The organism is Klebsiella sp. OBRC7, assembly GCF_000293135.1.
Classification (GTDB): Bacteria; Pseudomonadota; Gammaproteobacteria; order Enterobacterales; family Enterobacteriaceae; genus Klebsiella; species Klebsiella michiganensis.
The window spans coordinates 1-23,639 of the sequence record NZ_ALNJ01000039.1; the positions used below are offsets into that span (position 1 = coordinate 1).

At 56.5% G+C, this 23,639-nt stretch carries 21 protein-coding genes, 1 tRNA gene and 1 other RNA gene; 11 read left to right on the forward strand and 12 right to left on the reverse strand.

Features of this window, described 5'->3' with window-relative positions; translation table 11 throughout:
- The 10 genes from HMPREF1144_RS10045 to HMPREF1144_RS10085 form a co-directional block, all read right to left on the reverse strand.
- Nucleotides 1-388: ATP-binding cassette domain-containing protein (locus HMPREF1144_RS10045; protein ID WP_009652701.1), on the reverse strand; the 388-nt coding region annotated here is incomplete at its 3' end.
- On the reverse strand, nt 385-1,368 hold the full coding sequence (gene dppD / locus HMPREF1144_RS10050) for a dipeptide ABC transporter ATP-binding protein (RefSeq protein WP_004855320.1): 984 nt from the start codon (nt 1,366-1,368) through the stop codon (nt 385-387). The genes HMPREF1144_RS10045 and dppD, both read right to left, overlap by 4 nt.
- Before the next feature lie 10 nt (nt 1,369-1,378).
- A complete protein-coding gene (gene dppC / locus HMPREF1144_RS10055) occupies nt 1,379-2,281 on the reverse strand; it encodes a dipeptide ABC transporter permease DppC (protein WP_004126388.1) in 903 nt (300 codons plus the stop codon).
- Between the two features lie 9 nt (nt 2,282-2,290).
- Nucleotides 2,291-3,310: a dipeptide ABC transporter permease DppB gene (gene dppB / locus HMPREF1144_RS10060; protein ID WP_004126390.1), complete on the reverse strand. Its 1,020-nt coding sequence runs from the start codon at nt 3,308-3,310 to the stop codon at nt 2,291-2,293.
- A gap of 107 nt (nt 3,311-3,417) precedes the next feature.
- Nucleotides 3,418-5,025 (reverse strand): dipeptide ABC transporter periplasmic-binding protein DppA, encoded by a 1,608-nt coding sequence (gene dppA, locus HMPREF1144_RS10065; RefSeq protein WP_004855324.1) that lies wholly within the window; start codon nt 5,023-5,025, stop codon nt 3,418-3,420.
- Nucleotides 5,026-5,906: 881 nt separating this feature from the next.
- Nucleotides 5,907-6,038: non-coding RNA, RtT sRNA (locus HMPREF1144_RS31265), on the reverse strand.
- 34 nt (nt 6,039-6,072) lie between these two features.
- A tRNA-Pro gene (locus HMPREF1144_RS10070) sits at nt 6,073-6,149 on the reverse strand.
- A gap of 89 nt (nt 6,150-6,238) precedes the next feature.
- A complete protein-coding gene (gene eptB / locus HMPREF1144_RS10075; RefSeq protein ID WP_009652696.1) occupies nt 6,239-7,927 on the reverse strand; it encodes a kdo(2)-lipid A phosphoethanolamine 7''-transferase in 1,689 nt (562 codons plus the stop codon).
- 241 nt (nt 7,928-8,168) lie between these two features.
- Nucleotides 8,169-9,371, reverse strand: coding sequence for an MFS transporter (locus tag HMPREF1144_RS10080; protein WP_004855328.1), 1,203 nt, complete (start codon nt 9,369-9,371; stop codon nt 8,169-8,171).
- A 343-nt stretch (nt 9,372-9,714) separates the two neighbouring features.
- Nucleotides 9,715-10,359 carry a hypothetical protein gene (locus HMPREF1144_RS10085; protein ID WP_004855329.1) on the reverse strand — a complete coding sequence of 215 codons (645 nt, stop codon included), beginning with the start codon at nt 10,357-10,359 and terminating at the stop codon, nt 9,715-9,717.
- Nucleotides 10,360-10,519: 160 nt separating this feature from the next.
- Between HMPREF1144_RS10085 and tag the strand changes: the two genes are divergently transcribed.
- Nucleotides 10,520-11,101, forward strand: a complete 582-nt coding sequence (gene tag, locus HMPREF1144_RS10090; RefSeq protein ID WP_004855330.1) for a DNA-3-methyladenine glycosylase I — start codon at nt 10,520-10,522, stop codon at nt 11,099-11,101.
- Complete coding sequence (locus tag HMPREF1144_RS10095) at nt 11,079-11,525, forward strand: N-acetyltransferase (RefSeq protein WP_009652697.1); 447 nt, start codon at nt 11,079-11,081, stop codon at nt 11,523-11,525. Before tag ends, HMPREF1144_RS10095 begins: the two co-directional genes overlap by 23 nt.
- On the opposite strand, the gene HMPREF1144_RS10100 is transcribed toward HMPREF1144_RS10095, so the two are convergent.
- Nucleotides 11,488-13,818 (reverse strand): molybdopterin guanine dinucleotide-containing S/N-oxide reductase, encoded by a 2,331-nt coding sequence (locus HMPREF1144_RS10100; RefSeq protein WP_042927468.1) that lies wholly within the window; start codon nt 13,816-13,818, stop codon nt 11,488-11,490. The two genes, HMPREF1144_RS10095 and HMPREF1144_RS10100, sit on opposite strands and share 38 nt — an antisense overlap.
- 167 nt (nt 13,819-13,985) lie before the next feature.
- On the opposite strand from HMPREF1144_RS10100, the gene HMPREF1144_RS10105 reads away from it, so the two are divergent.
- The 6 genes from HMPREF1144_RS10105 to ghrB all read left to right on the forward strand — a co-directional run bounded on the left by HMPREF1144_RS10105 (nt 13,986) and on the right by ghrB (nt 19,936).
- Nucleotides 13,986-14,648, forward strand: coding sequence for an OmpA family lipoprotein (locus HMPREF1144_RS10105; protein WP_004855336.1), 663 nt, complete (start codon nt 13,986-13,988; stop codon nt 14,646-14,648).
- Between the two features lie 93 nt (nt 14,649-14,741).
- Entirely contained in the window at nt 14,742-15,758 is a 1,017-nt protein-coding gene (locus tag HMPREF1144_RS10110) for a LacI family DNA-binding transcriptional regulator (protein WP_004855337.1), read from the forward strand.
- Between the two features lie 108 nt (nt 15,759-15,866).
- Complete coding sequence (locus HMPREF1144_RS10115) at nt 15,867-16,616, forward strand: sugar phosphate isomerase/epimerase family protein (RefSeq protein WP_004855342.1); 750 nt, start codon at nt 15,867-15,869, stop codon at nt 16,614-16,616.
- A 3-nt stretch (nt 16,617-16,619) separates the two neighbouring features.
- Entirely contained in the window at nt 16,620-17,558 is a 939-nt protein-coding gene (locus HMPREF1144_RS10120) for a sugar kinase (RefSeq protein WP_009652695.1), read from the forward strand.
- A 101-nt stretch (nt 17,559-17,659) separates the two neighbouring features.
- Nucleotides 17,660-18,940: an MFS transporter gene (locus HMPREF1144_RS10125; protein ID WP_004855346.1), complete on the forward strand. Its 1,281-nt coding sequence runs from the start codon at nt 17,660-17,662 to the stop codon at nt 18,938-18,940.
- A 24-nt stretch (nt 18,941-18,964) separates the two neighbouring features.
- The gene (gene ghrB, locus HMPREF1144_RS10130) at nt 18,965-19,936 is read left to right on the forward strand and encodes a glyoxylate/hydroxypyruvate reductase GhrB (RefSeq protein ID WP_009652700.1); all 972 of its coding nucleotides are present in this window, start codon (nt 18,965-18,967) and stop codon (nt 19,934-19,936) included.
- Nucleotides 19,937-19,993: 57 nt separating this feature from the next.
- Here the strand turns inward: ghrB and HMPREF1144_RS10135 are convergent, their stop codons facing one another.
- Complete coding sequence (locus HMPREF1144_RS10135) at nt 19,994-20,704, reverse strand: DUF3053 domain-containing protein (protein ID WP_004126443.1); 711 nt, start codon at nt 20,702-20,704, stop codon at nt 19,994-19,996.
- A gap of 441 nt (nt 20,705-21,145) precedes the next feature.
- Between HMPREF1144_RS10135 and HMPREF1144_RS10140 the strand changes: the two genes are divergently transcribed.
- From HMPREF1144_RS10140 to cspA, 3 genes are all read left to right on the forward strand, one after another.
- The gene (locus HMPREF1144_RS10140) at nt 21,146-22,504 is read left to right on the forward strand and encodes an MFS transporter (RefSeq protein ID WP_009652694.1); all 1,359 of its coding nucleotides are present in this window, start codon (nt 21,146-21,148) and stop codon (nt 22,502-22,504) included.
- Nucleotides 22,505-22,740: 236 nt separating this feature from the next.
- Complete coding sequence (locus tag HMPREF1144_RS10145; protein ID WP_004106774.1) at nt 22,741-23,034, forward strand: HTH-type transcriptional regulator; 294 nt, start codon at nt 22,741-22,743, stop codon at nt 23,032-23,034.
- A 260-nt stretch (nt 23,035-23,294) separates the two neighbouring features.
- Complete coding sequence (cspA, locus tag HMPREF1144_RS10150; protein WP_004126446.1) at nt 23,295-23,507, forward strand: RNA chaperone/antiterminator CspA; 213 nt, start codon at nt 23,295-23,297, stop codon at nt 23,505-23,507.
- Nucleotides 23,508-23,639: the final 132 nt, after the last annotated feature.

Sequence of the window (23,639 nt, forward strand, 5' to 3'; positions counted from 1 at the left end):
TGTTGATCTGCAGCGGCTCTTCCAGAATCTGCCCCACCTTTTTACGCGGGTTCAGCGAACCGTAGGGGTTCTGGAACACAATCTGGATTTTCTGCCGGCGCAGCTTCTGCGCCTGCGGATCGTGCTTAAGCAGGTCCTGTCCCTGGTAATAGAGCTCGCCGCCGGTGGGGATTTCAATCATCGTCAGCAGACGGCCGAGCGTGGATTTACCGCAGCCGGACTCCCCCACTACCGCCAGCGTTTTACCGCGTTCAAGGGTAAACGAGACGCCGTCCAGCGCCTTGACCAGGCGTTCCGGCGCAAATAGCCCCTTCTTCACCGGATAGTATTTTTTCAAATCGGTGGCCAGCAACAGAGGCTGTTGCGTGGTGGCCTCATGCGTACTCATAGCCCTGGCCTCCCGGCATCATCAAGTGGGTAATGACATTTTGACTGACGACCGCCGTTAAGCAGGTTCAGTTCAGGTTCTTCACTGCGGCATTTGTCTGTTGCATACGGGCAGCGCGGGTTGAGCAGGCAGCCGCTCGGACGGTCGTATTTGCCCGGCACCACGCCCGGCAGCGAGGCGAGGCGCGCTTTATCCTGAGCGAACTCCGGCAGCGCGCGCAGCAGCGCCTGCGTATAGGGGTGGCGAGGCGCGCGGAAGATATCCTTCGCGTCGCCGGTTTCCACTACCTGGCCGGCGTACATGACGATGATTTTATGCGCCGCTTCGGCCACCAGCGCCAGATCGTGAGTGATCAGGATCAGCGCCATATTCTCTTTCTGCTGCAGCTCCAGCAGCAGCTCGATGATCTGCGCCTGAATGGTCACATCCAGCGCCGTCGTCGGTTCATCGGCAATCAGCAGCTTTGGCCGACAGGCAATCGCCATCGCGATCATCACGCGCTGGCTCATACCGCCGGAGAGCTGGTGCGGATAGACGTCAAGACGCGAAGCCGGATCGGGGATTCCCACCAGCGTCAGCAGGTCAATCGCCCGCTGCACGCGGGTTTTCTTGTTGCCACCCTGGTGGACCTTGATGGCTTCCATAATCTGGTAGCCGACGGTATAGCACGGATTCAGGCTGGTCATCGGGTCCTGGAAGATCATCGCCACTTCCGCGCCCACCAGCTGGCGGCGCTCTTTTTCGGAAATGCGCTTCAGGTCGCGACCGTTAAACTCCAGCTTTTCAGCCATCACACGTCCGGGGTAGTCAATCAGCCCCATAATCGCCAGCGAGCTGACAGATTTACCCGAGCCGGACTCGCCGACGATACCGACCACTTCGCCCTGATTTACGCTGTAGCTTACGCGATCTACGGCGCGGAACGGCGTCCCTTCGTCTCCGAAGTGCACCGAGAGTTTATCTACATTTAATAACGCCATCTCGAACCTCTTACTGCTTCAGTTTGGGATCGAGCGCGTCACGCAGACCGTCACCCATCAGGTTAAATGCCAGCACCGTCAGCAGGATAGCGACACCCGGAAAGGTGACGACCCACCAGGCGCTCTGCGCGAACTGCAGCACGTCGGAGAGCATCGTGCCCCACTCCGGTGTCGGCGGCTGCGCACCCATGCCAAGGAAGCCAAGAGCGGCCATATCGAGAATGGCGTTAGAGAAGCCCAGCGACGCCTGAACAATCAGCGGCGCAAGGCAGTTGGGAAGAATGTTGATGAACATCTGACGCATCGCGCCTGCCCCCGCCACGCGGGAAGCGGTTACGTAGTCGCGGTTCACCTCCACCAGCACCGCGGCGCGGGTCAGACGCACGTAGTGCGGCAGGGCGACAAAGGTTAGCGCCAGCGAGGCGTTGACGATGGATGGGCCGAAGATGGCCACCAGCACCAGCGCCAGCAGCAGGCTCGGCAGGGCCAGCATAATATCGACAACGCGCATAATGACCGAGTCAACCACGCCGCCAAAATAGCCAGCAATCAGGCCGAGCACCACGCCGAGGATCAGCGACAGCACCACCACCAGACAACCAACCAGCAGCGACAGGCGCGCGCCGTACATCAGGCGCGACAGGATATCGCGGCCGACGTCATCGGTGCCGAGCAGATGGGTTACGCTGCCGCCTTCCTGCCAGAACGGCGGAGCCAGCAGCGCGTCGCGGAACTGGTCCGCCGGGTTATAGGGCGCGATGAAGTTGGCAAAGACGGCGATGATAATCATCACCGCGACGTAGGCCAGCCCCACAACGGCGCCTTTGTTGCGTTTAAAATAGTGCCAGAACTCCTGTAAAGGGGTCATTGGCACCGGTGCGGCGACAACTTTATTTTCAGTAACTTGTGACATGATGGCCCCTTACTTCTTATGCCGGATACGCGGGTTCACCACGCCATACAACAGGTCGACCAGCAGGTTGACGAGAATAATCATCGTCGCCACCAGCAGCACCCCGCCCTGCACCACCGGATAGTCGCGGCGCTGCAGCGCATCAATCAGCCAGCGGCCAAGACCCGGCCAGGAGAAGATGGTTTCGGTCAGGATGGCCCCCGCCAGCAGCGTACCGACCTGCAGGCCGATAACCGTGACCACCGGCAGCATCGCGTTACGTAAAGCATGAACGACGATCACCCGCATCCGCGTCAGGCCTTTCGCGCGCGCGGTACGGATATAATCCTCGCCCAGCACTTCCAGCATCGACGAACGGGTCATACGCACGATCACCGCCAGGGGAATCGTCCCCAGCACCACGGCGGGCAGGATCATATGCATCACCGCATCAATAAAGTCGCCCGGCTCGCCCCAAATCGCGGTATCGATCAGCATAAATCCGGTCAGCGGCAGGGTATCGTCAAGGAAGACGGTATCGCTGATACGCCCGGAAACCGGCGTCAGGTTAAGCTGTACCGACACCAGCATGATCAGCATCATCCCCCACCAGAAGATAGGCATGGAATAGCCGGTCAGCGCGAGGCCCACGGAGGTGTGGTCGAAGATAGAGCCGCGTTTGACCGCCGCCAGCACGCCCACCGGGATCCCGACGATGATGGCAAAAATCATCGCGCAGACGCCCAGCTCCATGGTGGCCTTAAAGCGCGGCACAAACTCTTCCCAGACGGGAATACGGCTTTTCAGCGAGATGCCCAAATCACCGTGCATCACGCCCCAAATATAGTTGACGTACTGCTGCCACATTGGCTTATCGAGGCCCATTTCGGCCAGCAGCTGCGCGTGACGTTCAGGGGAAATACCACGTTCGCCCGCCATAATCATCACCGGGTCGCCGGGGATCATATGAACGAAGGCAAAAGTGAGAAGGGTAATACCGATAAATGTTGGGATGACAAGTCCCAAACGTCGGAGAATGAACTGCAACATAACCCGGATTCTCTCTGGAGACGGCCCGCCTGGTGACAGGACGTCTGTATTGCTCACAAATGTCAATTCCCTCTCCCCAAGGCGGGGAGAGGGGAAACACGCTGTTATTATTCGATAGAGACGTTATCGAAGTGGTGTTTACCTAATGGATCGACCACGTAGCCTTTGACCTCTTTACGCACCGGCTCATAGACGGTGGAGTGGGCGACGATCAGCGCCGGAGCCTGATCGTGCATCACGACCTGAGCCTGCTTATACAGCTCAATACGTTTGTTGTGGTCATCGGTGGCGCGAGCCGGCTGAATCAGGTCTTCAAACGGCTTGTAGCACCAGCGGGAGTAGTTAGAACCGTCTTTTGCCGCTGCGCAGCTGAACAGGGTGGCGAAGAAGTTATCCGGATCCCCGTTGTCGCCGGTCCAGCCCATCATGACGGTCTGATGCTCGCCCGCTTTCGCGCGCTTGAGGTATTCACCCCACTCGTAGGTCACGATCTTGGCCTGGACGCCGACTTTCGCCCAGTCGGCCTGAATCATCTCAGCCATACGGCGCGCGTTCGGGTTATACGGACGCTGTACCGGCATCGCCCACAGGTCGATGGTGAAGCCTTTTTCCAGGCCTGCTTCTTTCAGCAGCGCTTTCGCTTTCTCTGGATCGTAGGTGTAGTCTTTAACGTCGTCGTTATAGCCCCACATGGTCGGCGGGATCAGGTTCTTCGCGGCCTGGCCTGCGCCCTGGTAAACGGCTTTGATAATCGCTTCTTTGTTGACCGCGTAGGTCAGCGCCTGGCGAACTTTGACATCATCCAGCGGCTTCTTCTCGGTGTTGAAAGAGAGGTAGCCGACGTTCAGGCCCGGCTGTTCCAGCAGCGTGATGTTTTTGTCTTCCTTCATGCGCGCGATATCTGCCGGGTTCGGGTACGGCATAATCTGGCATTCGTTTTTCTGCAGCTTAGCGTAGCGCACGGAAGCATCAGGGGTAATGGAGAAGACCAGGCGATCGATTTTCGGCTTGGTGCCCCAGTAGCCCGGGAAGGCTTTATAGAGAATGCGGGAGTCTTTCTGGTACTGCAGCAGCTGGAACGGGCCGGTACCGATTGGGTTGAGGTCCACTTTCTCCGGCGTACCGGCTTTCAGCATGTTGTCGGCATACTCTTTTGACAGAATAGAGGCGAAGTCCATGGCGAGATCGGCAAGGAACGGTGATTCCGGACGGGTCAGCACGAACTGGACAGTGTTATCGTCCACTTTCTTCACTTCGCTAATCAGGTCAGGTAATCCCATCCCTTCAAAGTATTCATAGCTGCCGCCAGACACTTTATGGTACGGGTTATTGGTATTTTTTTGTCTGTCGAAGGAGAAGACAACGTCATCGGCGTTCAGCGTGCGGGTCGGTTTAAAATCTTTATTATCCTGCCACTTCACGTCTTTACGCAGATGGAAGGTATAGGTTTTCCCGTCTTCGCTAACTTCCCATTTTTCAGCCAGGCCCGGAATGACTTCCGTGGTGCCGGTTTTGAATTCCACCAGGCGGTTATAAATCGGCACTGAACTGGCGTCATAGGTGGTACCAGAGGTGAAGAGCTGTGGGTTAAAGCCTTCCGGCGAACCTTCTGAACAATAAACCAGGGTCTTCGCTTGTACGCTTGCTGCGACGGTCATGGCAACCAGGCTCAGACCAAGCTTCAGCATCCCTGATTTCTTCAAGGAAATACTCATTATTCTGCTCCAAATGTGATGTTGTTTGCATATATCCGCCAGACCTTTATTTATTTTTATTCGTCATATTGCGAACTACGGATGCGTTGGCTGCGCTCGATAACCCCGGTCACATAGTCATCTATGCTCCCGCAGATTCTCACGCTTGCCGCCTTCCCGCAGCTCGAACTATTTAGAATATACCCGGTCCGGTCGGTGGTGCCCGAAAGCGTTGAGAGAGATGGGGATTCCTTTCACAAAAACGACTGAGTTGCAGTACGGATTCTCCATGAAATGCCCCTCATGCCCTACAATCTGTCAACAGAATGGGGAAACGTCAATACAGCCAACCTGGTTTTACATCCGGTGTGAGAATTGGCGGGCAAAGATTAAAAAAAGTGCAAAGCGCTATTTCCAGCAGAGAAATTTATGCTAGCGGCCAATAGACAGAATAAACGCCTTAATATTTTCCAGCAGCCAGTGATAAGCAATTATGGTAAATGGTAAAAATTTCTTGCGATGTGACCAATATGTGAGCGATAAATAGCGTGAACGTTAAAACGCACAGCGGAAAATGCTGAAGTTATCCATAAGCTTCGCGAAAAAAGATCGGAGTATATATAAAAAAATACAATGGAAGATGTCACAAAATAGTGAATTGGCGCCAGGAAATGAGGGTGGGGGCGTTTTTTTACACTCTTAGCAAGCAGCGTATTTTCCCGGAGGCGATGCTGGCGCATCTGTCCGGGCTACACGGCCCGCAGACAACGCTGAACCCGTAGCCCGGGCAAGGCGCTTTGCGCCGCCCCCCCGGGAGCGGTGTGCATCCCGGAAACGATGCTGCATATCAGTAAGGACGACAGATGCAAAAAAGCCTGCTCGTTGAGCAGGCTTTTCGAATTTGGTCGGTGATAGAGGATAACTCGCCACTACGTGGCTCGCCCTTCGGGCCGTTGCTGACGCAACGTTCTCTCGCTCCGCTCGAGTCGAACCTCTACCCCCGGAGGTTCTCATCCTCACAAACCTCAGATGCAAAAAAGCCTGCTCGTTGAGCAGGCTTTTCGAATTTGGTCGGTGATAGAGGATTCGAACCTCCGACCCCTTCGTCCCGAACGAAGTGCGCTACCAGGCTGCGCCAATCACCGAATGCGGGCGCATCTTACTGCTGCGATAAACACCCGTCAATGCCTTATTATGAAAAAGTCGCTCAAGCGGCGAGAAACTCGCCACTCTGCTACTCCTTCTTCGCCGCAGCGTCAGGAACGTGGCACCAGTTGTTATATTGGTTAATCCCGCCGTCCGGCGAGGTGTAGCCAAGACAGCCCATAATGGTGTCATACAGCTCTACGTGACGACGCGGTACCTTCATTGCCGCCTGCTGCTTCAGGCGCGCAAAAGAAGCTGCGTGGTCGGGCGACGCCAGATACTTATCGGACATCCACACCAGCATCGGCACGCGGAACTGCTCCGGCGGCGCCATCTTGCGCGGCGTCCCGTGCAGATGTTCGCGCTCGTTGATGGACTCGCCGTGGTCGGCCGCATAGAAAACAATCGCCTTCTTGTCCCGCAGCTGATCCAGCACGCTGACGATAAAGTGATCGACGTAGGTCACGCTGTTATCGTACGAGTTAATCAGCTCAGCCTTCGAGCATTTATTATCGACGCCGACGCACTCCGGCTTCCACTGCGCAAAGCTGCGCGGATAGCGCTGGGTATAGTTAAAGTGCGATCCTTTGGTATGCAGAATAATCAGGTGCTTACCATTGGGATTCTTCGCCAGACCGCGCTTCATCTCATCCACCAGCAGCATGTCGTCTACGCTCTTGCCGCGGTTACTCGGCTCAGCGCCAATCTGCTCGCGATAGGCGATATTGTTCGCCATCGTGTTGCTGTAGAACCACATCTCGCTCTGCATGGCGTACAGGTTACCGGTAAAGCCGAGCTGGTGGAGGACGGCAAAGACATTCTGTTCTTTCAGCGTCCGCTGCGGGTTATCATCCGCTCCGCCCTGACGAACGAACATACAGCGCAGCGACAGTTTCGTGGCGGTATCGCAGGAGTATCCGCGGAAAGCGACCAGGTTTTTCTCCTGCGCCAGCTTAGGCGTGGTATTGCGGCTATAGCCCAGGATGCCCATATGGTCCCAGCGGGTGGTTTCACCGATGATAAACACCACGTAAGTATCATCCAGCCCTTGCGGCTCAACGTAGGTGAATTTTTTCGCCGGATTGATCAGGGATTTATTATCGGAAGACTCGTCCACCTGCGCCCACGCGTAAAGCCCCAGCGCTGATAGCCAGTTAGACGGCAGATAGGAGTTAGCCACCACCCCGCCATAGCTTGGCAGATCGACTTCGGAACTGCGCTCGAAGTTCTTCTGACGAACCTCTAACAAACGAATAGGACCCCAGACCATCAGGCCAGCCAGCAGCACGATAGTAATATTCTTCATCCGCTGGCCGGGCGTACGAATTTGACGCAGCAGGGTGAAGCGACAGCGGTTGCTCCAGATAAGCACCAGCGGCAGCGCGCTCATCAGCACCAGCCAGAGAATCAGGTGCCAGCCGATAACCTCTCTGGACAAGTCGATGTCAGTGGTCATCACTGAGGCAATAATGCCGTAGCCGATCACCACGTTCAGGAAGGTCATGTAATAGCTGGCGGCGGCGGAGAAGAGTACGACGATGGTCGCGAGGATACGCCAGATCCGCCGGCCAAACAGCGACAAAATACGCAGCAGAAAGAAGGTGACCAGAAAGGTCCCTATCAGCTCAACTGCACCAGAGAGTCCTTTCCAGATGGTAAACTCCTGAGCGTACCCTTCGAAGCGGCGGAAGAATACGGCAGCGTTCATAAACCAGCCGATGTACAGCGCCAGCCAGATACTGAGCTTCAGCTGCGTCATCGTTTTAATGTATTTCATGCAAAAAACCTGGAAAACGAAGAGATAAAACCGCCCGACTTAAGCGATATAAGTCAGCAGGTTAATAAAGTGCGTTTAGCTTGGTTATAAGAAACCTCTACAAAGCGCGATAAGTAGACCACAGCGGAAGGAAAAAGTATCAGGAGGGAATGTGATCCAACCAAACATTTACAAAACATTTGGTTGGATTGGCACTATTAGCTTAGGGAATTAATCATCAGGGCCGAGATAACACCCGGTTTCAGGCGTGAGCCTGGTGGTAAATTTCACTTTTCGGCTGACGAATCGTTGTCGAAAGCGCCAGAGAGAGAATCAGCAGCGCAAAGATGACGCAGAAGGTTACGTAGAAACCGCCGAACAGGGAAGCAATCAGCGAACCACAGATGCTGCCGATACCAAAACCGAGATAAATCACGCCGTAGTTTTTCGCCAGGTTATTGAGGCCAAAGAACTCGCTAACCAGCGACGGGAAGACGGTAATCGTACCGCCGAAGTTAAAGGCCACGCAGGCGATAGCGGCGAAGAACGTCATAGCGTTCAGCGGAGCAAACAGCAGCGCCGCCATACCGATAAGCGAGACAACCTGTCCGATAGTAATCACCCGGATGCGGGACATTTTATCGGACAGAATGCCCAGAACCAGGCGCCCGCTCAGGTTAGCGATAGAGATCACCGTCACCGCGTTGGCAGCCGTCGCAACATCGAGGTGCACCATCCCCTGGGCGATATCTTTCGCCACGCCAATCACGTACAGGCCGCTCATGCAGGCGGTCAGGAACATCACCGCCAGCATCCAGTACTGAGGTTTACGCATTGATTCGGCGAGGGTGAAGTCATTTTCGACGACGCCGTTGTTGGCGGTAGCGGTGTGGTTCGGCGCGTCGGTCATCAGCGTCGCGCCAAAAACGATCATCACCAGCACGATAGCGCCCCAGATAATAAAGGTTTTTTCCAGGCCGACCGTCGCCAGCAGATGGGAGTCAATAAATTTAAAACCCAGGCTGCCAAGCCCGTAAGCACCGATGGAAAAAGCCGAAATCAGTCCCTTACGTTCCGGGAACCATTTAACGCAGTTCGACAGCGTCAGCAGATAGCCGGCGCCGTCGGCCAGCCCAACCAGAAGGCCCGCGCTCAACCACAGCATCATCAGGCTGTTTGAATGCGCGGTCAGGAAGAATCCGAGGCCCAGCAGGACGCCGGACGCCATAGTGACGCGTTTGACGCCGAAACGTTCCTGTAATTTGCCCGCCACGGATGAGGAGAGCGCCAGGCCAAGGCTTAACAGGCCGAATGAGAACGCCACCTGGCTGACCGGTTCGTCCAGCTTGGTGGAAAGCGAACTATTGAACAAACTCCATGTATAAACCGATCCCAGCGCAAATTGCGTAATGATAGTGCCGAGCAGCGTAAGCCAGCGGGTGTATTGACGGTTTGCAGCGTTCATAGCAGTTGTCCTGAATAATTAACTGCCGCCACCATAACGAAGTCCCCTGTAAGTCTGGGGAAAAAAGGCATGAGCTGCCGCTACCGCGGAATGAAATGCATTAAAGGCGGAATGAATGACATTGCAAAACATTCACGCCTTAACGATTTATCGAAAAGTTAGTGCCCGCTACCGCTGGAAGATGCGTCATTACTGTAATTATAAAGTTAATTAAACGTATCAACCATGCTACATATTTAGCCTGAATAATTCGAGTGGCAGAATAGCGGCATGCCGCGGCCCCATCCGGGTGAGGCTCAGGGATGAGCCGAATCACAAGCGCAGCCGGCGTATCCGCAATAAATTAAAAATTGGCGCTCACGCCCATTAAATAGAGATAGTTTGCCCCGGTGGGTAAATTGTCCGCCTGGGATAGTGCCGCCCAGGCGGCAAGATGAGAGTTGAGCGACATATCGGCGCCAAAGGTCACGTCCCGCCAGGCGCCGTCCTGCATGCGGTTCGCCCCGCCGAAATCCGTCGTCAACTCCTGGTTATAGCTCACCTGAGCCCACGGATGTACGCCCCATAGCTTCTGATAATCGACCCGCCAGCCCAGCGTATTCACGTAGCCGGTTCCGGCCGCATTGCGGGTAAGCGGCGGCGACGTCAGATCGGAATGTAAACTGGCGACCGGGCCGGACGTCATCCCCTCGGTCAGAGAGAAATTCCAGCCGACGCTCATACCGCGCGCGCTATCCACCGGAGAGACCGCCTGATTAAACGCCAGTCCGGAAGGATCGTCGGACGCATTTATCCGCTCCGCGAGAATATCTTCATAGCGCGGTTGGTGATCGCTGTCCCATGTATAGCGTTCCGCTGTATTACTTTTTGTATCGATAGCGATATATTCCTGTTGCCAGGCATTCGCACCGGCAACACACGATGCCCAGACGGATACGCACGCCGGGACCAGGAATACCCGGAGGCCATTGCATTTCTTTATTATCATTAATGCGACTCCAAAAAGAGCCGAAACGGCAAGGTTGCTGTGTTTTTTTTATGGGTGTCCTATCCCTGCTTGGGGGATAATAACCCTGTATTAACTATTATCTTTATCTTTCAGCCGTCAAGTTGAACGACTGAGTTTTTATCACAAAAGGGAGAGACAGATGCAACGTTGCGGATGGGTCAGTCAGGATCCTTTATACATTGAGTACCACGATAAGGAGTGGGGCGTTGCTGAAAAGAATCCCCGCAAGCTGTTTGAGATGATTTGTCTCGAAGGCCAGCAGGCCGGACTGTCGTGGATCACCGTGCTGAAAAAGCGTGAAAACTACCGCCGCGCTTTTCACCAGTTTGATCCGGTTCGCGTCGCGGCGATGGACGAAGAAGATATTGAACGTCTGGTGCTCGACGCCGGTATTATTCGCCATCGCGGTAAAATTCAGGCCATCATCGGCAATGCCCGCGCCTTCCTGGCGATGGAAAAAAATGGCGAACCTTTCGCAGATTTCGTCTGGTCATTCGTCGATAATCACCCCCAGGTGACGGCCGCCGCCACGCTGGCGGAGATCCCGACAACCACCCCGGCATCTGACGCATTGTCGAAAGCGCTGAAAAAACGGGGCTTTAAGTTTGTCGGCTCCACTATCTGCTACTCCTTTATGCAGGCCTGCGGTCTGGTCAACGACCACGTCACCGGCTGTTTCTGTCGCTCAGGAGGCCAGGATGATTCGCAACTGGGACGCTAACGAAACCGGCCCGCTGCTTGAGCTGTGGCTAGAGAGTACGATCCACGCCCACCCATTTATCGCCGAATGCTACTGGCATGACAGTCTGGCGATAGTGCGCGATGTTTACCTGCCCTCCGCGCAAACCTGGGTATGGGAGCAGGACGGCGTGCTGAAGGGTTTTATCAGCGTGATGGAGTCACGCTTCATCGGCGCGCTGTTCGTCGCACCGGATGCCGCCAGGCAGGGTATCGGCAGCGCGCTGATCGGCGAAGTCAAAAAACACTACGGTTGGCTAACCCTTGAGGTATACCAGAAAAACGTTCAGGCGGTGAATTTCTACCATGCGCAAGGCTTCCGCATTGAAGACTGCGCATGGCAGGATGAAACCCAGCATCCGACCTGGATTATGCATTGGTCGGCGGATCAAATGCCGTCAGCGTAAGCTCGGGCCCGGTATACTTTTCCAGCCAGGCCTGCGCCGTATTTCCTGCACAGCCGTTGCCCAGCCGCGATGTCGGAATATCTTTGGTCAGCACGTTCACCGCACCGTTTTTGCAGATCCCCGCCTGAGGGTCGAGATCGGGCCACGCCCCTTCATGCAAGCAGATAACCCCGGGACGAATGCCGTCGGTCACTACCGCGCCGGCCAGCACCTGGCCGCGTGAATTCCATACCCGCACCAGATCGCCATCGGCGATATTGCGCGCCTGGGCATCGCGCGGATGAAGGGTTAACGGTTCACGACCCGCCACCGCGTACTGTTCGCGCAGCGACGTATGGTTGAGCTGGCTGTGGAGGCGGTGCGCCGGATGCGCTGACAGCACCTGGAGCTGGCCTTCCTGCGCATTGCCGTGCCATTCGTCCGGCTCCAGCCACATCGGGTGCGGCGGGCAATCCGGATAAGCAAACCCGGCGATGGTCGGCGAGTGAATCTCAATTTTACCGCTGGCGGTTTTCAGCGGATTCGCCTGCGGATCGGCCCTGAAGGCGGCAAAGCGGGCGAAGCGCGCGTTTTCGGGGTTCTCCGGCATTTCAATCAGCTGATTATCCTGCCAGAACTGGGCGAACGGCGGCAGCGTAACCTGCTGCGCCGCCCCGCGCTGGGCGGCAATCTGGTAAAACGTCTCCAGCCACTGCAGATCGTTTTTACCCTCGGTGAAGCGCTCCCGCCCGCCCGCTTCCCAGCGCTCGCTGAGGTCGGCGAAGGCCTCAAAATCATCGCGCGCTTCATCGCGCGGCGCGACCACCCGCTTCATCGGTACCAGATGCTGGTTGCTGTAGTCGCCGGTCATGGTCATATCGTTGCGTTCAAAAGAGGTCGTCGCGGGTAGCACGATATCGGCATGGCGCGCCGCGGCGGTCCAGAAGCATTCGGAAATAACGATAAGTTCCGGTTTTTGCCAGGCGCGGATCAGCCGGTTGGTATCCTGATGGTGGGTAAAGTTGGCGCCGCCCGCCCACCAGATAAAGCGGATATCCGGGAAGCGGCGTTCCATACCGTTATGTTGATAAGACGTCCCGGGGTTTTCCAGCGCTTCAACGATGCGCGCGACCGGGATTTTTTCCACTGCATCGGTACCGCCCGCCACGCTGCCCTGCATTGAGGCCAGCACTGCCGCGCGGCGCGTAGGGTTGCCACCGTTGGCAAAGTGATAGGAAAGGCCAAAGCCCCCGCCCTGGGTGCCGATCTGGCCGAGCATGGCGGCAAGGGTCACCAGCATCCAGTGTTTTTGTTCGCCAAACTGCTGGCGCTGCATTCCCCAGCCGGACATCAACATGGTGGTGTTTTCGTGGAAAAGTTGTGCCAGTTCGCGAATTTTCTCCGCGCTAATGCCGCAGATCGCCGCCGCCCATTCCGCCGTTTTTGCCGTTCCGTCGCTCTCCCCGGTCAGATAGCGGGCGAAAACGTCATAGCCGCTGGTGCAGCGGGCCAAAAACGCGTCATCCTGCCAGCCGTTTTCCACCAGCGTATGGGCGATACCGAGCATCAGCGCCACGTCGGTGCCCATATGCGGGGCGATCCACTCCGCCGCGTCGCCAAAGAATTCCGCCGTTTCCGATCGCATGGGATCGATGCAGATCACCCGCTTCCCGCTCTGACGCAGACGATCGAACCACGGGATGCCCTGCTCATCCGAAGCGTTCCAGGCAATTTTTAGCGTATTTAAAGGGTTAGCGCTCCACAGCACCACGACATCGCTATGTTCCAACACCATTGGCCAGCTAGTCTGCTGCTGATAAACCTCATTACCGCCAACCACGTACGGCATGATCGCCTGGGCCGCGCCGGTGGAATAATCGCCCAGATGACCGGTATAGCCGCCCGCCAGGCTCATATAGCGCTGGAGCAGCGTCGCCGCTTTGTGCAGTACGCCATTTGAGCGCCAGCCGTAGGAGCCCGCAAAAATCGACGTCGGGCCGTAGCTTTCGCGAATGCGCCGGTGCTGGGCGTGAATCAGATCCAGCACCTGGTCCCAGCTCACCCGCACAAACTCATCCTGCCCGCGCACGCCTTGTGGGCTTTCTGGCGAGGCGAGAAATCCCTTACGCACCATCGGATAACGTACGCGGGTTTTGCTATGCACCTGATCGCGTACTGCGGTTTGCAGCGAGTTGGGGAAAGGGGTATCAAGCGCCCCGCGCGAAGAGATGACGTTCTCGCCATCGGTTTCGACCAGCATTGGCCCCCAATGGGCTGCGGTGAGGATAGTTTTGGTAGCAGATGAGGTTGGCAATGCGGGCTCCTGGTCAGCGATAGCAGGTGTGGTGACGGCACGTTATTCAGCCGTTCAATGTTATTTACAAATTGAGATGCTCTCTGCGGAATTTTCTCCGGTTTCGGGCGTCATAATCAACCGTCACGGTCGCTGTGGCAAAGAATAAAAAGGATTAAGGAAATAAGATGAAAAAACGCGTACTCATGATTGCGGCTGTCGTTAGCGGCGCACTGGCCATTTCTGGCTGTACCACCAATCCCTATACCGGGGAGCGCGAAGCGGGTAAATCCGGGATCGGCGCGGGCATTGGTTCGTTAGTCGGCGCAGGCGTTGGGGCGCTCTCCTCTTCCAAACATGACCGAGGCAAAGGCGCGCTGATCGGCGCAGCGGCCGGTGCGGCGCTGGGCGGCGGCATCGGTTACTATATGGACGTGCAGGAAGCGAAGCTGCGCGAGAAAATGCAGGGAACCGGCGTAAGCGTGACGCGAAACGGCGACAATATCGTGCTGAACATGCCGAACAATGTGACCTTCGACAGCAGCAGCGCCAACCTGAAACCCGCGGGCGCCAATACCCTGACCGGGGTAGCGATGGTGCTAAAAGAGTATGAGAAAACCGCCGTTAACGTAGTGGGTTATACCGACAGCACCGGCAGCCAGGATCTGAACATGCGCCTCTCTCAGCAGCGCGCGGAGAGCGTCGCCAGCGCGCTTATTACCCAGGGCGTGGCGGCTAATCGCATCCGCACAACCGGTATGGGCCCGGCGAACCCGATCGCCAGCAACAGCACGGCGGAAGGCAAAGCGCAGAACCGCCGCGTTGAAATTACCCTCAGCCCGCTGCAGTAATGCCCTCTTTGCCCGGCGACTCGCCGGGCAAAATGCTTGATATAGCGAATTTTCGCGCTAAGGTGTGTGCAGATTTCAGCAAAGGAAGCCACCATGGCGAAAGCGGCGCGAGCAACCATTAGCGATGTGGCGAAAGCCGCAAAGACCGGCAAAACCAGCATTTCACGCTATCTGAACGGCGAGAAGCATCTGCTTTCCGACGATCTGTTGGGGCGCATTGAAAAAGCCATTGCCGAGCTCGATTATCGTCCCAGCCTGATGGCCCGCGGCCTGAAGCATGGCCGCACCCGGCTGATCGGCCTGATCATCGCCGATATCACCAACCCCTACTCCGTCAACGTGCTCAGCGGCATTGAAGCCGCCTGTCGCGAAAAAGGATTTACCCTGCTGGTATGTAATACCAACAATGAGCTGGACCAGGAGCTGCACTATCTCGACCTGCTGCGCAGCTATCAGGTGGAGGGGATCGTGGTCAACGCCGTCGGGATGCGCGAGGACGGCCTCAACCGCCTGCAGCAGTCGGCGCTGCCGATGGTGCTTATCGATCGCAAAATTCCGGAATTCGCCTGCGATGTCGTCGGCCTCGATAATACCCAGGCCGCCACCACCGCCACCGAACACCTGGTGGAAAAAGGCTTCGAAGCCCTGCTGTTCCTCAGCGAACCCCTCGGCTCGGTCAATACCCGCCGCGAGCGCCTGAGCGCGTTTCGCCAGACCCTCCTGCGCCATACCGGTATTGTCGCGGAAAACGCCGAAGTACCGTTGAATGATGGCGCGATGCTGGATAACGTCCTGCGCCACTTCCACTCCCACCATCGCGGCATGCGCAAGGCGGTGATTTCCGCCAACGGCGCGCTGACCCTGCAAGTGGCACGCTCCCTTAAACGCGTTGGCCTGATTTGGGGCAGCGATATCGGCCTGCTGGGCTTCGATGAACTGGAGTGGGCCGAGCTGGCGGGCGTGGGGATCACCACGCTCAAACAGCCGACCTGGCAGATTGGCTTCGCCGCCGTCGAGCAGGTGGTGCGTCGGATTGAAGGCAGCAACGACCCGGTCTGCGAACGGGTGTTTTCCGGCGAGCTGATCGTCAGAGGCTCCACCTCCCGCTAACGATCCTTCGTGATGGCGATCATAAATTAGACATCCTGGCCTTTGCTTTGGAACCGATACCATCTAGCGTAATAAACAACGCATCAGATAATCGTCGGGAGTATTGGGATGGCCAGAAAGATTATTGTCGTTACCGCCGCGTACGGAAATGACCATGTTAAAGCGCTGGGCGGGCAGTCCGCCGTCCTGCCGTTTATCGCCGGCTCCGGCGCCGACGGCGTCGAGATCCGCCGGGAACTGTTCAGCGCGGATGAGCTGAACCGCCTGCCGGAACTGGCCGCCGATATTGAGCGCCGCGGCCTGCTGGTTTGCTATTCCGCGCCGGAAGCCCTGTTTACCGCTGACGGCTCGCTCAACCCGCGCCTCGCCGACTTTTTGCAGGAAGCGCAAACCCTTAACGCATTGTGGCTGAAGCTCTCGCTGGGCCGCTTTACCCACCAAAACGATCTGGACACCCTGCGCGATATCCTGCGCGAGAGCGGCATGGCGCTGGTGGTGGAAAACGATCAAACCGACTGCGGCCAGCTGGCGCCGATGCAGCGCTTCAAGGCCGCCTGTCGGGTTAACCAGCTGCCGATCACCCTCACCTTTGATATGGGCAACTGGCTGTGGGTTGGCGACTCGCCGGAAGAGGCCGCCCGCCACCTGGCGCCTGCGGTCAGCTATATTCATGTAAAGGCGGCTGAGCCGCACCATTCGCAGTTTCGCGCCGTACCGCCGGATGAAGCGTCCGGGCGCTGGCTGGCGCTGCTCGACAATCTGCCCGCAGACGCCCCGCGCGGGATCGAATTTCCGCTGACTGGCCATGACCTGACGGCCGTGACCCGCCGCTACGTCAACCTGTTACGCGAGGATTAAGTTATGCAAAAAGCGTTAGATGTCATCACGATAGGCGAAGCCATGGCGATGTTTGTCGCCACCGAAACCGGCGAACTGGCTGAAGTAGAACATTTTATGAAGCGCGTGGCGGGCGCGGAACTGAACGTCGCGACCGGGCTGGCCCGCCTCGGCTTAAGCGTCGGCTGGGTAAGCCGCGTCGGCGCGGACAGCTTTGGCCGCTTCGTCCTCACCGCGCTGGCAAAAGAGGGGATCGACGCCCGCGGCGTGAGCACCGATGGCCGCTACGCTACCGGTTTTCAGCTGAAGTCTAAAGTCGAAAATGGAACCGATCCCATCGTGGAATATTTTCGCAAAGGCTCTGCCGCCAGCCATCTGTCGCCGGATGATTTTAACGAATCATACTTCGCCAGCGCCCGTCACCTGCACTTAAGCGGCGTGGCCGCCGCGCTGTCGGAAAGCTCATACGCCCTGCTGGACCGCGCGGCGCGCACCATGAAAGCGCAGGGAAAAACGATTTCGTTCGACCCCAACCTGCGGCCCACGCTGTGGAAAAGCGAAGCCGAGATGGTCGAGAAGCTTAACCGCCTTGCGTTTCAGGCCGACTGGGTTCTGCCGGGGTTGAAAGAAGGCATGATTCTGACCGGCCAGCAAACGCCGGAAGCCATTGCGGACTTTTATCTCAGCCACGGCGTTCGCGCGGTCATCATAAAAACCGGCTCCGACGGCGCCTGGTATAAAACTGCCGACGGCGAACAGGGGGCCGTTGCGGCGATAAAAGTGGATAACGTCGTCGATACCGTTGGCGCCGGCGATGGCTTTGCCGTCGGGGTGATTAGCGCCCTGCTGGAAGGAAAACCGCTGCAGCAGGCGGTGAAACGCGGAAACAAAATCGGCTCACTGGCCATTCAGGTCCAGGGCGATAGCGAAGGCTTACCCACGCGTGAGGCGCTGGGCGAGTAAGCAGATTCAGCACAACGTCAGGCCGTTCTGTACCCTACATGCAGCGCGGCGTAACGGATCTTTTCTATGATGAGCGTCACCTCACTCACAGAGGCAAACCTATGAATAGTTCGACGAATGCAACAAAACGCTGGTGGTACATCATGCCTATCGTGTTTATCACGTATAGCCTGGCATATCTCGACCGCGCTAACTTCAGCTTCGCTTCGGCGGCCGGTATTACTGAAGATCTGGGGATCACCAAAGGTATCTCCTCCCTGCTGGGGGCGCTATTCTTCCTCGGCTACTTCTTCTTTCAGATCCCCGGCGCGATTTACGCCGAACGCCGCAGCGTACGCAAACTCATTTTTATCTGCCTGATCCTGTGGGGCGCCTGCGCCTCGCTGACCGGGATGGTGCACAATATTCCCGCGCTGGCGGCGATTCGCTTTATTCTCGGCGTCGTCGAGGCCGCGGTCATGCCGGCGATGCTGATTTACATCAGCAACTGGTTTACTAAATCTGAACGCTCTCGCGCCAATACCTTCCTGATCCTCGGCAACCCGGTGACGGTGCTGTGGATGTCGGTGGTGTCCGGTTACCTGATTCAGGCCTTCGGCTGGCGGGAAATGTTTATTATCGAAGGCGTTCCGGCGGTGATTTGGGCCTTCTGCTGGTGGGTGCTGGTAAAAGACAAACCTTCGCAGGTCAACTGGCTGGCGGAAAGCGAAAAAGCCGCGTTGCAGGAGCAGCTGGAGCGTGAACAGCAGGGAATCAAACCGGTGCGCAACTACGGCGAAGCCTTCCGCTCGCGCAACGTTGTCCTGCTGTGCATGCAGTATTTCGCCTGGAGCATCGGGGTTTACGGTTTCGTTCTGTGGCTGCCGTCAATTATCCGCAGCGGCGGCGAGAATATGGGCATGGTCGAGGTCGGCTGGCTCTCATCCGTTCCCTATCTGGCGGCGACCATCGCGATGATCGTGGTCTCCTGGGCTTCCGATAAAATGCAGAACCGCAAGCTGTTTGTCTGGCCGCTGCTGCTGATTGCCGCCTTCGCCTTTATTGGTTCCTGGGCCGTTGGCGCCAACCATTTCTGGGTCTCTTATACCCTGCTGGTGATTGCCGGCGCGGCGATGTACGCCCCCTACGGACCGTTCTTCGCCATCATTCCTGAGATGCTGCCGCGCAACGTCGCCGGAGGCGCCATGGCCCTGATTAACAGCATGGGCGCGCTGGGTTCGTTCTTCGGCTCATGGTTTGTCGGTTACCTGAACGGCACCACCGGCAGCCCCGCAGCCTCGTACATTTTCATGGGAGTGGCGCTTTTCGTCTCGGTATGGCTTACTTTGATTGTTAAGCCTGCTAATAATCAAAAACTTCCGCTCGGCGCACGTCACGCCTGAAACCTTAACGTAACGGAGAACCGCATGAAGCCGTCAGTCATTCTCTACAAAACGCTTCCCGACGACCTGCAACAGCGTCTGGAACAACACTTTACCGTCACCCAGGTGAAAAACCTGCGTCCGGAGACCGTTTCACAGCACGCCGACGCGTTTGCTGAAGCGGTAGGTCTGCTGGGTTCCAGCGAAAAAGTCGATACCGCGTTACTGGAGAAAATGCCCAAGCTTCGTGCGACCTCGACCATCTCCGTCGGCTATGACAACTTCGACGTCGATGCGCTGAATGCGCGTAAAGTGCTGCTGATGCACACCCCGACGGTACTGACCGAAACCGTCGCCGATACCGTGATGGCGCTGGTATTGAGCACAGCGCGTCGGGTGGTTGAGGTGGCTAACCGCGTGAAAGCCGGCGAGTGGACCAAAAGCATCGGTCCGGACTGGTTTGGCAACGATGTGCACCATAAAACCCTCGGTATCGTCGGGATGGGGCGTATCGGGATGGCGCTTGCCCAGCGCGCCCACGCGGGCTTTGGTATGCCGATCCTCTACAACGCCCGCCGCCAGCACCCTCAGGCAGAGGAGCGCTTTAACGCCCGCTACTGCGATCTCGATACCCTGCTGGAGGAAGCGGATTTTGTCTGTCTGATCCTGCCGCTGACCGACGAGACTCATCATCTGTTCGGCAAAGCGCAGTTTGCCAAAATGAAGCCCTCGGCCATCTTTATTAACGCCGGGCGCGGCCCGGTGGTGGATGAGAAAGCGCTGATTGCCGCACTGCAGGAAGGTGAAATTCATGCCGCCGGCCTCGACGTTTTCGAACAAGAGCCGCTGGCGAAAGACTCCCCGCTGCTGAATATGCCAAACGTGGTCGCCGTGCCGCATATTGGCTCGGCCACGCATGAAACCCGCTATAACATGGCGGCCTGCGCGGTGGATAATCTGATTGATGCCCTGAACGGCAACGTTGAGAAGAACTGCGTGAATCCGCAGGTGAAGTGAGAAGTGAAAAAAGAAAACCCGGGCTAAGGTGAAGCCTTGCCCGGGCTGTCAGAGCCGTTAACGCGTCGCGTTAACTGCCGCGGTCCACGCCTGATTAAAGGCCTGGTGCTGAGCGGCCAGCGGCCCAATCAGCGTATTGTACTGACTGGCCTGCTGCGAAGTCGGGAACTGAATACCGTTCGCCACGAAGCTGACCTGGGTTTCTTGCTGAGCGATAAAATCACCCACCTGCACCAGCTGTTGGGTAAATACCTGCGCTGCCGGAATTAACGGCTGTAGCGCATTCGCCGGCGCCGTCACGACTTTGTTATAGACCTGGTCGAAGACCGGCTTGAGATCGTCGCCCTGTTTCAGCGCGCCGTGGGCGGCATCCGCCTGTATTTTTGCGTTCTCCAGCTGCTGGCTCAGTACGCCCAAAGCGCCGTTTGCCTGACGCAGCGGTTCGCGCTGGGTAACATAATCCTGTGGTACGCGGATCGCGTTCACGCTATCAACCACCGGACGTAACCCCGCATCCATCGCCTGGCTTACCTGCTGTGAATAGCCGTAAATCACCGCGTAATCGGAAACGAAAGGCCCGAACTGTTTTTTCTGATCGGCGGTCAGCGTCGGCAGACGTTCGCCGCTACGCATTGCCGTATTTTGCAGGAAGTCGATAAACGCTTTGCGCTGATCGCCTTCTTTATCAAAACACCCACTCAGGCTAACCACCATTAACAGGGCCGCAATAGCCGCAAACCAGCGAGAGCAGGACTTTCCTGTCGCCATTTTTTTACTCCTTTCAGCCAAAAAAAGCGCAAACAGACACACACGTGCCAGACGCTGACAAGGATAGTCCAGGTCGGCCTTGCAGGATACCTTTTCCTGACAATCTTCCTCCCTGAAAGCCGGTTTTTTAGCGTTTTAGCGGCCAGTCGCGTCGGCTGTTAAGTTCATCACAATTACCGCTATCATCCGGCATTCGGCTTAAACGATTAACCAATTGATTTTATTATTATTAATCTGTTCTCTCTTCTGCGCCGGGCGCAAAGTGGACGATAATCGCACGCTTCCCTTTTCCCCTGCATTGCCTGAACCGCCGTTCGATGATTTTATTAAATGAGCGATTAACGGCTTTTTGTTCGATAATCGCACAAACAACATCAACGACCGCGAGGGAGATAACAATAATCTATCTCTGTCCCCCGCTCTGCCTGCCAGGAATGCCGCATGAAGAAAACAACCATCGATATTCAGGCTTTTATCAATGAACATCCCTTCACGAAATACCAGTGGATGATTCTGGCCTTATGTTTTATCACCGTCGCGATGGACGGATTCGATACCGCGATAATCGGCTTTATCGCCTCTGACCTGGTGCAGGAATGGGGCGTCGAAAAATCGGCGTTAGGCCCGGTTATGAGCGCCGCCTTAGTCGGGCTCGCGGTCGGTGCGCTGACCGCCGGACCGCTCGCCGACCGCGTTGGGCGAAAAAAAGTTCTGATTATGTCCATCGTGATTTTCGGTGGCTTCAGCCTGCTGACCGCCTTTGCTACCAGCCTTAACCAGCTGACGCTGCTGCGTTTTCTTACCGGCCTTGGGCTGGGCGCCGCCATGCCGAACGCCGCGACGCTGATGAGCGAATACGCCCCAGAGCGGCGTAGGGCGCTGATGGTTAACCTGATGTTCGTCGGCTTTCCGATGGGCTCCTCACTGGGCGGCTTCCTCTCCGCCTGGATGATCCCCCATTACGGCTGGCAAAGCGTACTGGTGCTTGGCGGCGTGATGCCGCTGCTGCTGGCGGTAGTGCTGATCTTTCTTCTGCCGGAATCCGCGCGCTATATGGTGGTCAAACGCCAGCCTGCCCAGCGTATCGCCGCGATCCTGCGCCGCATCGCGCCTGTTCCCGAGCAGGCAGAATTTGAACTACGCGAAGCCGGCCAGGTAAAGGAGAAATCGTCCATCGGCGTGATTTTCTCACCGCGCTACGCCGTCGGCACCGTCATGCTGTGCCTGACCTACTTTATGGGCCTGCTGATCTTCTATTTGCTGACCAGCTGGCTGCCGCTGCTCATCCGGGAAACCGGCGCGACGATGAGCCAGGCCTCTATTATCACCGCGCTGTTCCCACTGGGTGGCGGGATTGGCGTGCTTATCCTCGGCGCGCTGATGGATAAGCTCAACCCAAACAAAGTGGTTGCCGTGGGCTGGCTGCTGACCGGCGTGTTCGTTTGTCTGGTTGGTTTCTCGACCCATAACCTGCTGCTGATGGGGATAATGGTATTTATCGCCGGCAGCATTATGAACGGCGCGCAATCATCAATGCCCGCGCTGGCCGCCGGTTTCTATCCCACCCAGGGACGTGCGACCGGCGTGGCCTGGATGTTAGGGATTGGTCGATTTGGTGGCATTCTCGGCGCCTTTAGCGGTGCGTTCCTGATGCAGGCCCAGCTCTCTTTCGAAACAATTTTCTCCTTGCTGGCAATCCCGGCCTTCCTGTCGGCCACCGCGCTGCTGGTCAAATATAAGCTTGGCCAACGGCAACCTCCGGCGGCCCAGGGTGAAGTGGAGAAGCTCCAGAAGGCGTAATACACCGGCCAGCGGGCGCGCGCTGGCCTTTTCCGCTTTTCTTCTTATCTGTTTACAATAATTTGCTTATCGGCTCTCTGTATTACTTTTCAGCATGTTATATCGTCCGATGCGGCGCGAAAGAACCTCGGGTGATAAATAATTACCAGGGTAAGCATTCCTGGCCTTTTTTTCCGACTATTCTTAAGAGGCTCTACATAATTCACCCTCCGCCGTATGAAAGAGAGGAGTTCTCAATGGAATATAAAGATCCTGCATTTGAACTGCTGAGCAACCTTGAACAAATTATTTTTAAAGATCAGGCTCAGGCGGCCTCGCTGACGCGTAAGCCCGCCGCATGCATTGAATTTGACCAACTACGCAAAGGTACCGGGCTGAAAATAGATGATTTTGCCAACGCCATGGGCGTCAGCGTAGCAATGGTACAAGAGTGGGAATCGAGACGCGTAAGGCCTTCTCCCACAGAGCTTAAGCTGATGCGCCTGATCCAGGCGAATCCGCAGCTTTCAAGACAGCTTATTGATTCATAATTTTAGCGTTTATGGGTTTCGGCTAGCGGTCCTGTTAAAGGACCGTTTTCATGCCAACGAAAAAAAAGTTTGCTATCACGACGTGAACATGCGTTAATGCTCGCAGGTTTGAAGTAAAGACCACAGAGCATTCGAATAGAGCAGTCCTTCAAAGGTTATCCGTTGATACCCCGGTAGTGAACTTTCCCTTTATCGCTTTAAATCTGTAGTCCAGACCGTAACGCCGCAAGGCTCATTTATTTTTTTAAAGGTAATTCACTATGTCCGGTAAAATGACTGGTATCGTAAAATGGTTCAACGCTGACAAAGGCTTTGGCTTCATCACTCCTGACGATGGTTCTAAAGACGTGTTCGTACACTTCTCTGCTATCCAGAACGAAGGCTACAAATCTCTGGACGAAGGTCAGAAAGTTTCCTTCACCATCGAAAGCGGCGCTAAAGGCCCGGCAGCTGGCAACGTAACCAGCCTGTAAGCTTAAAAAGCTCAAAATTATTAAGTCCCTGCCAAACGGCGGGGATTTTTTTATTTGCGCCTTAAGTCACCGCCATCCATCGATGGCGGTTTTTTGCATTTATAGCCTCTCAACGCTCCAGCCCTCTTCCCG

Excerpts from the sequence above, each read along its gene's own strand:
- dppD (WP_004855320.1), bottom strand. The coding sequence starts at position 1,368 with ATGGCGTTATTAAATGTAGATAAACTCTCGGTGCACTTCGGAGACGAA.
- dppC (WP_004126388.1), bottom strand. The coding sequence starts at position 2,281 with ATGTCACAAGTTACTGAAAATAAAGTTGTCGCCGCACCGGTGCCAATG.
- dppB (WP_004126390.1), bottom strand. The coding sequence starts at position 3,310 with ATGTTGCAGTTCATTCTCCGACGTTTGGGACTTGTCATCCCAACATTT.
- dppA (WP_004855324.1), bottom strand. The coding sequence starts at position 5,025 with ATGAGTATTTCCTTGAAGAAATCAGGGATGCTGAAGCTTGGTCTGAGC.
- eptB (WP_009652696.1), bottom strand. The coding sequence starts at position 7,927 with ATGAAATACATTAAAACGATGACGCAGCTGAAGCTCAGTATCTGGCTG.
- HMPREF1144_RS10080 (WP_004855328.1), bottom strand. The coding sequence starts at position 9,371 with ATGAACGCTGCAAACCGTCAATACACCCGCTGGCTTACGCTGCTCGGC.
- HMPREF1144_RS10085 (WP_004855329.1), bottom strand. The coding sequence starts at position 10,359 with ATGATAATAAAGAAATGCAATGGCCTCCGGGTATTCCTGGTCCCGGCG.
- tag (WP_004855330.1), top strand. The coding sequence starts at position 10,520 with ATGCAACGTTGCGGATGGGTCAGTCAGGATCCTTTATACATTGAGTAC.
- HMPREF1144_RS10095 (WP_009652697.1), top strand. The coding sequence starts at position 11,079 with ATGATTCGCAACTGGGACGCTAACGAAACCGGCCCGCTGCTTGAGCTG.
- HMPREF1144_RS10105 (WP_004855336.1), top strand. The coding sequence starts at position 13,986 with ATGAAAAAACGCGTACTCATGATTGCGGCTGTCGTTAGCGGCGCACTG.
- HMPREF1144_RS10110 (WP_004855337.1), top strand. The coding sequence starts at position 14,742 with ATGGCGAAAGCGGCGCGAGCAACCATTAGCGATGTGGCGAAAGCCGCA.
- HMPREF1144_RS10115 (WP_004855342.1), top strand. The coding sequence starts at position 15,867 with ATGGCCAGAAAGATTATTGTCGTTACCGCCGCGTACGGAAATGACCAT.
- HMPREF1144_RS10120 (WP_009652695.1), top strand. The coding sequence starts at position 16,620 with ATGCAAAAAGCGTTAGATGTCATCACGATAGGCGAAGCCATGGCGATG.
- HMPREF1144_RS10125 (WP_004855346.1), top strand. The coding sequence starts at position 17,660 with ATGAATAGTTCGACGAATGCAACAAAACGCTGGTGGTACATCATGCCT.
- ghrB (WP_009652700.1), top strand. The coding sequence starts at position 18,965 with ATGAAGCCGTCAGTCATTCTCTACAAAACGCTTCCCGACGACCTGCAA.
- HMPREF1144_RS10135 (WP_004126443.1), bottom strand. The coding sequence starts at position 20,704 with ATGGCGACAGGAAAGTCCTGCTCTCGCTGGTTTGCGGCTATTGCGGCC.
- HMPREF1144_RS10140 (WP_009652694.1), top strand. The coding sequence starts at position 21,146 with ATGAAGAAAACAACCATCGATATTCAGGCTTTTATCAATGAACATCCC.
- HMPREF1144_RS10145 (WP_004106774.1), top strand. The coding sequence starts at position 22,741 with ATGGAATATAAAGATCCTGCATTTGAACTGCTGAGCAACCTTGAACAA.
- cspA (WP_004126446.1), top strand. The coding sequence starts at position 23,295 with ATGTCCGGTAAAATGACTGGTATCGTAAAATGGTTCAACGCTGACAAA.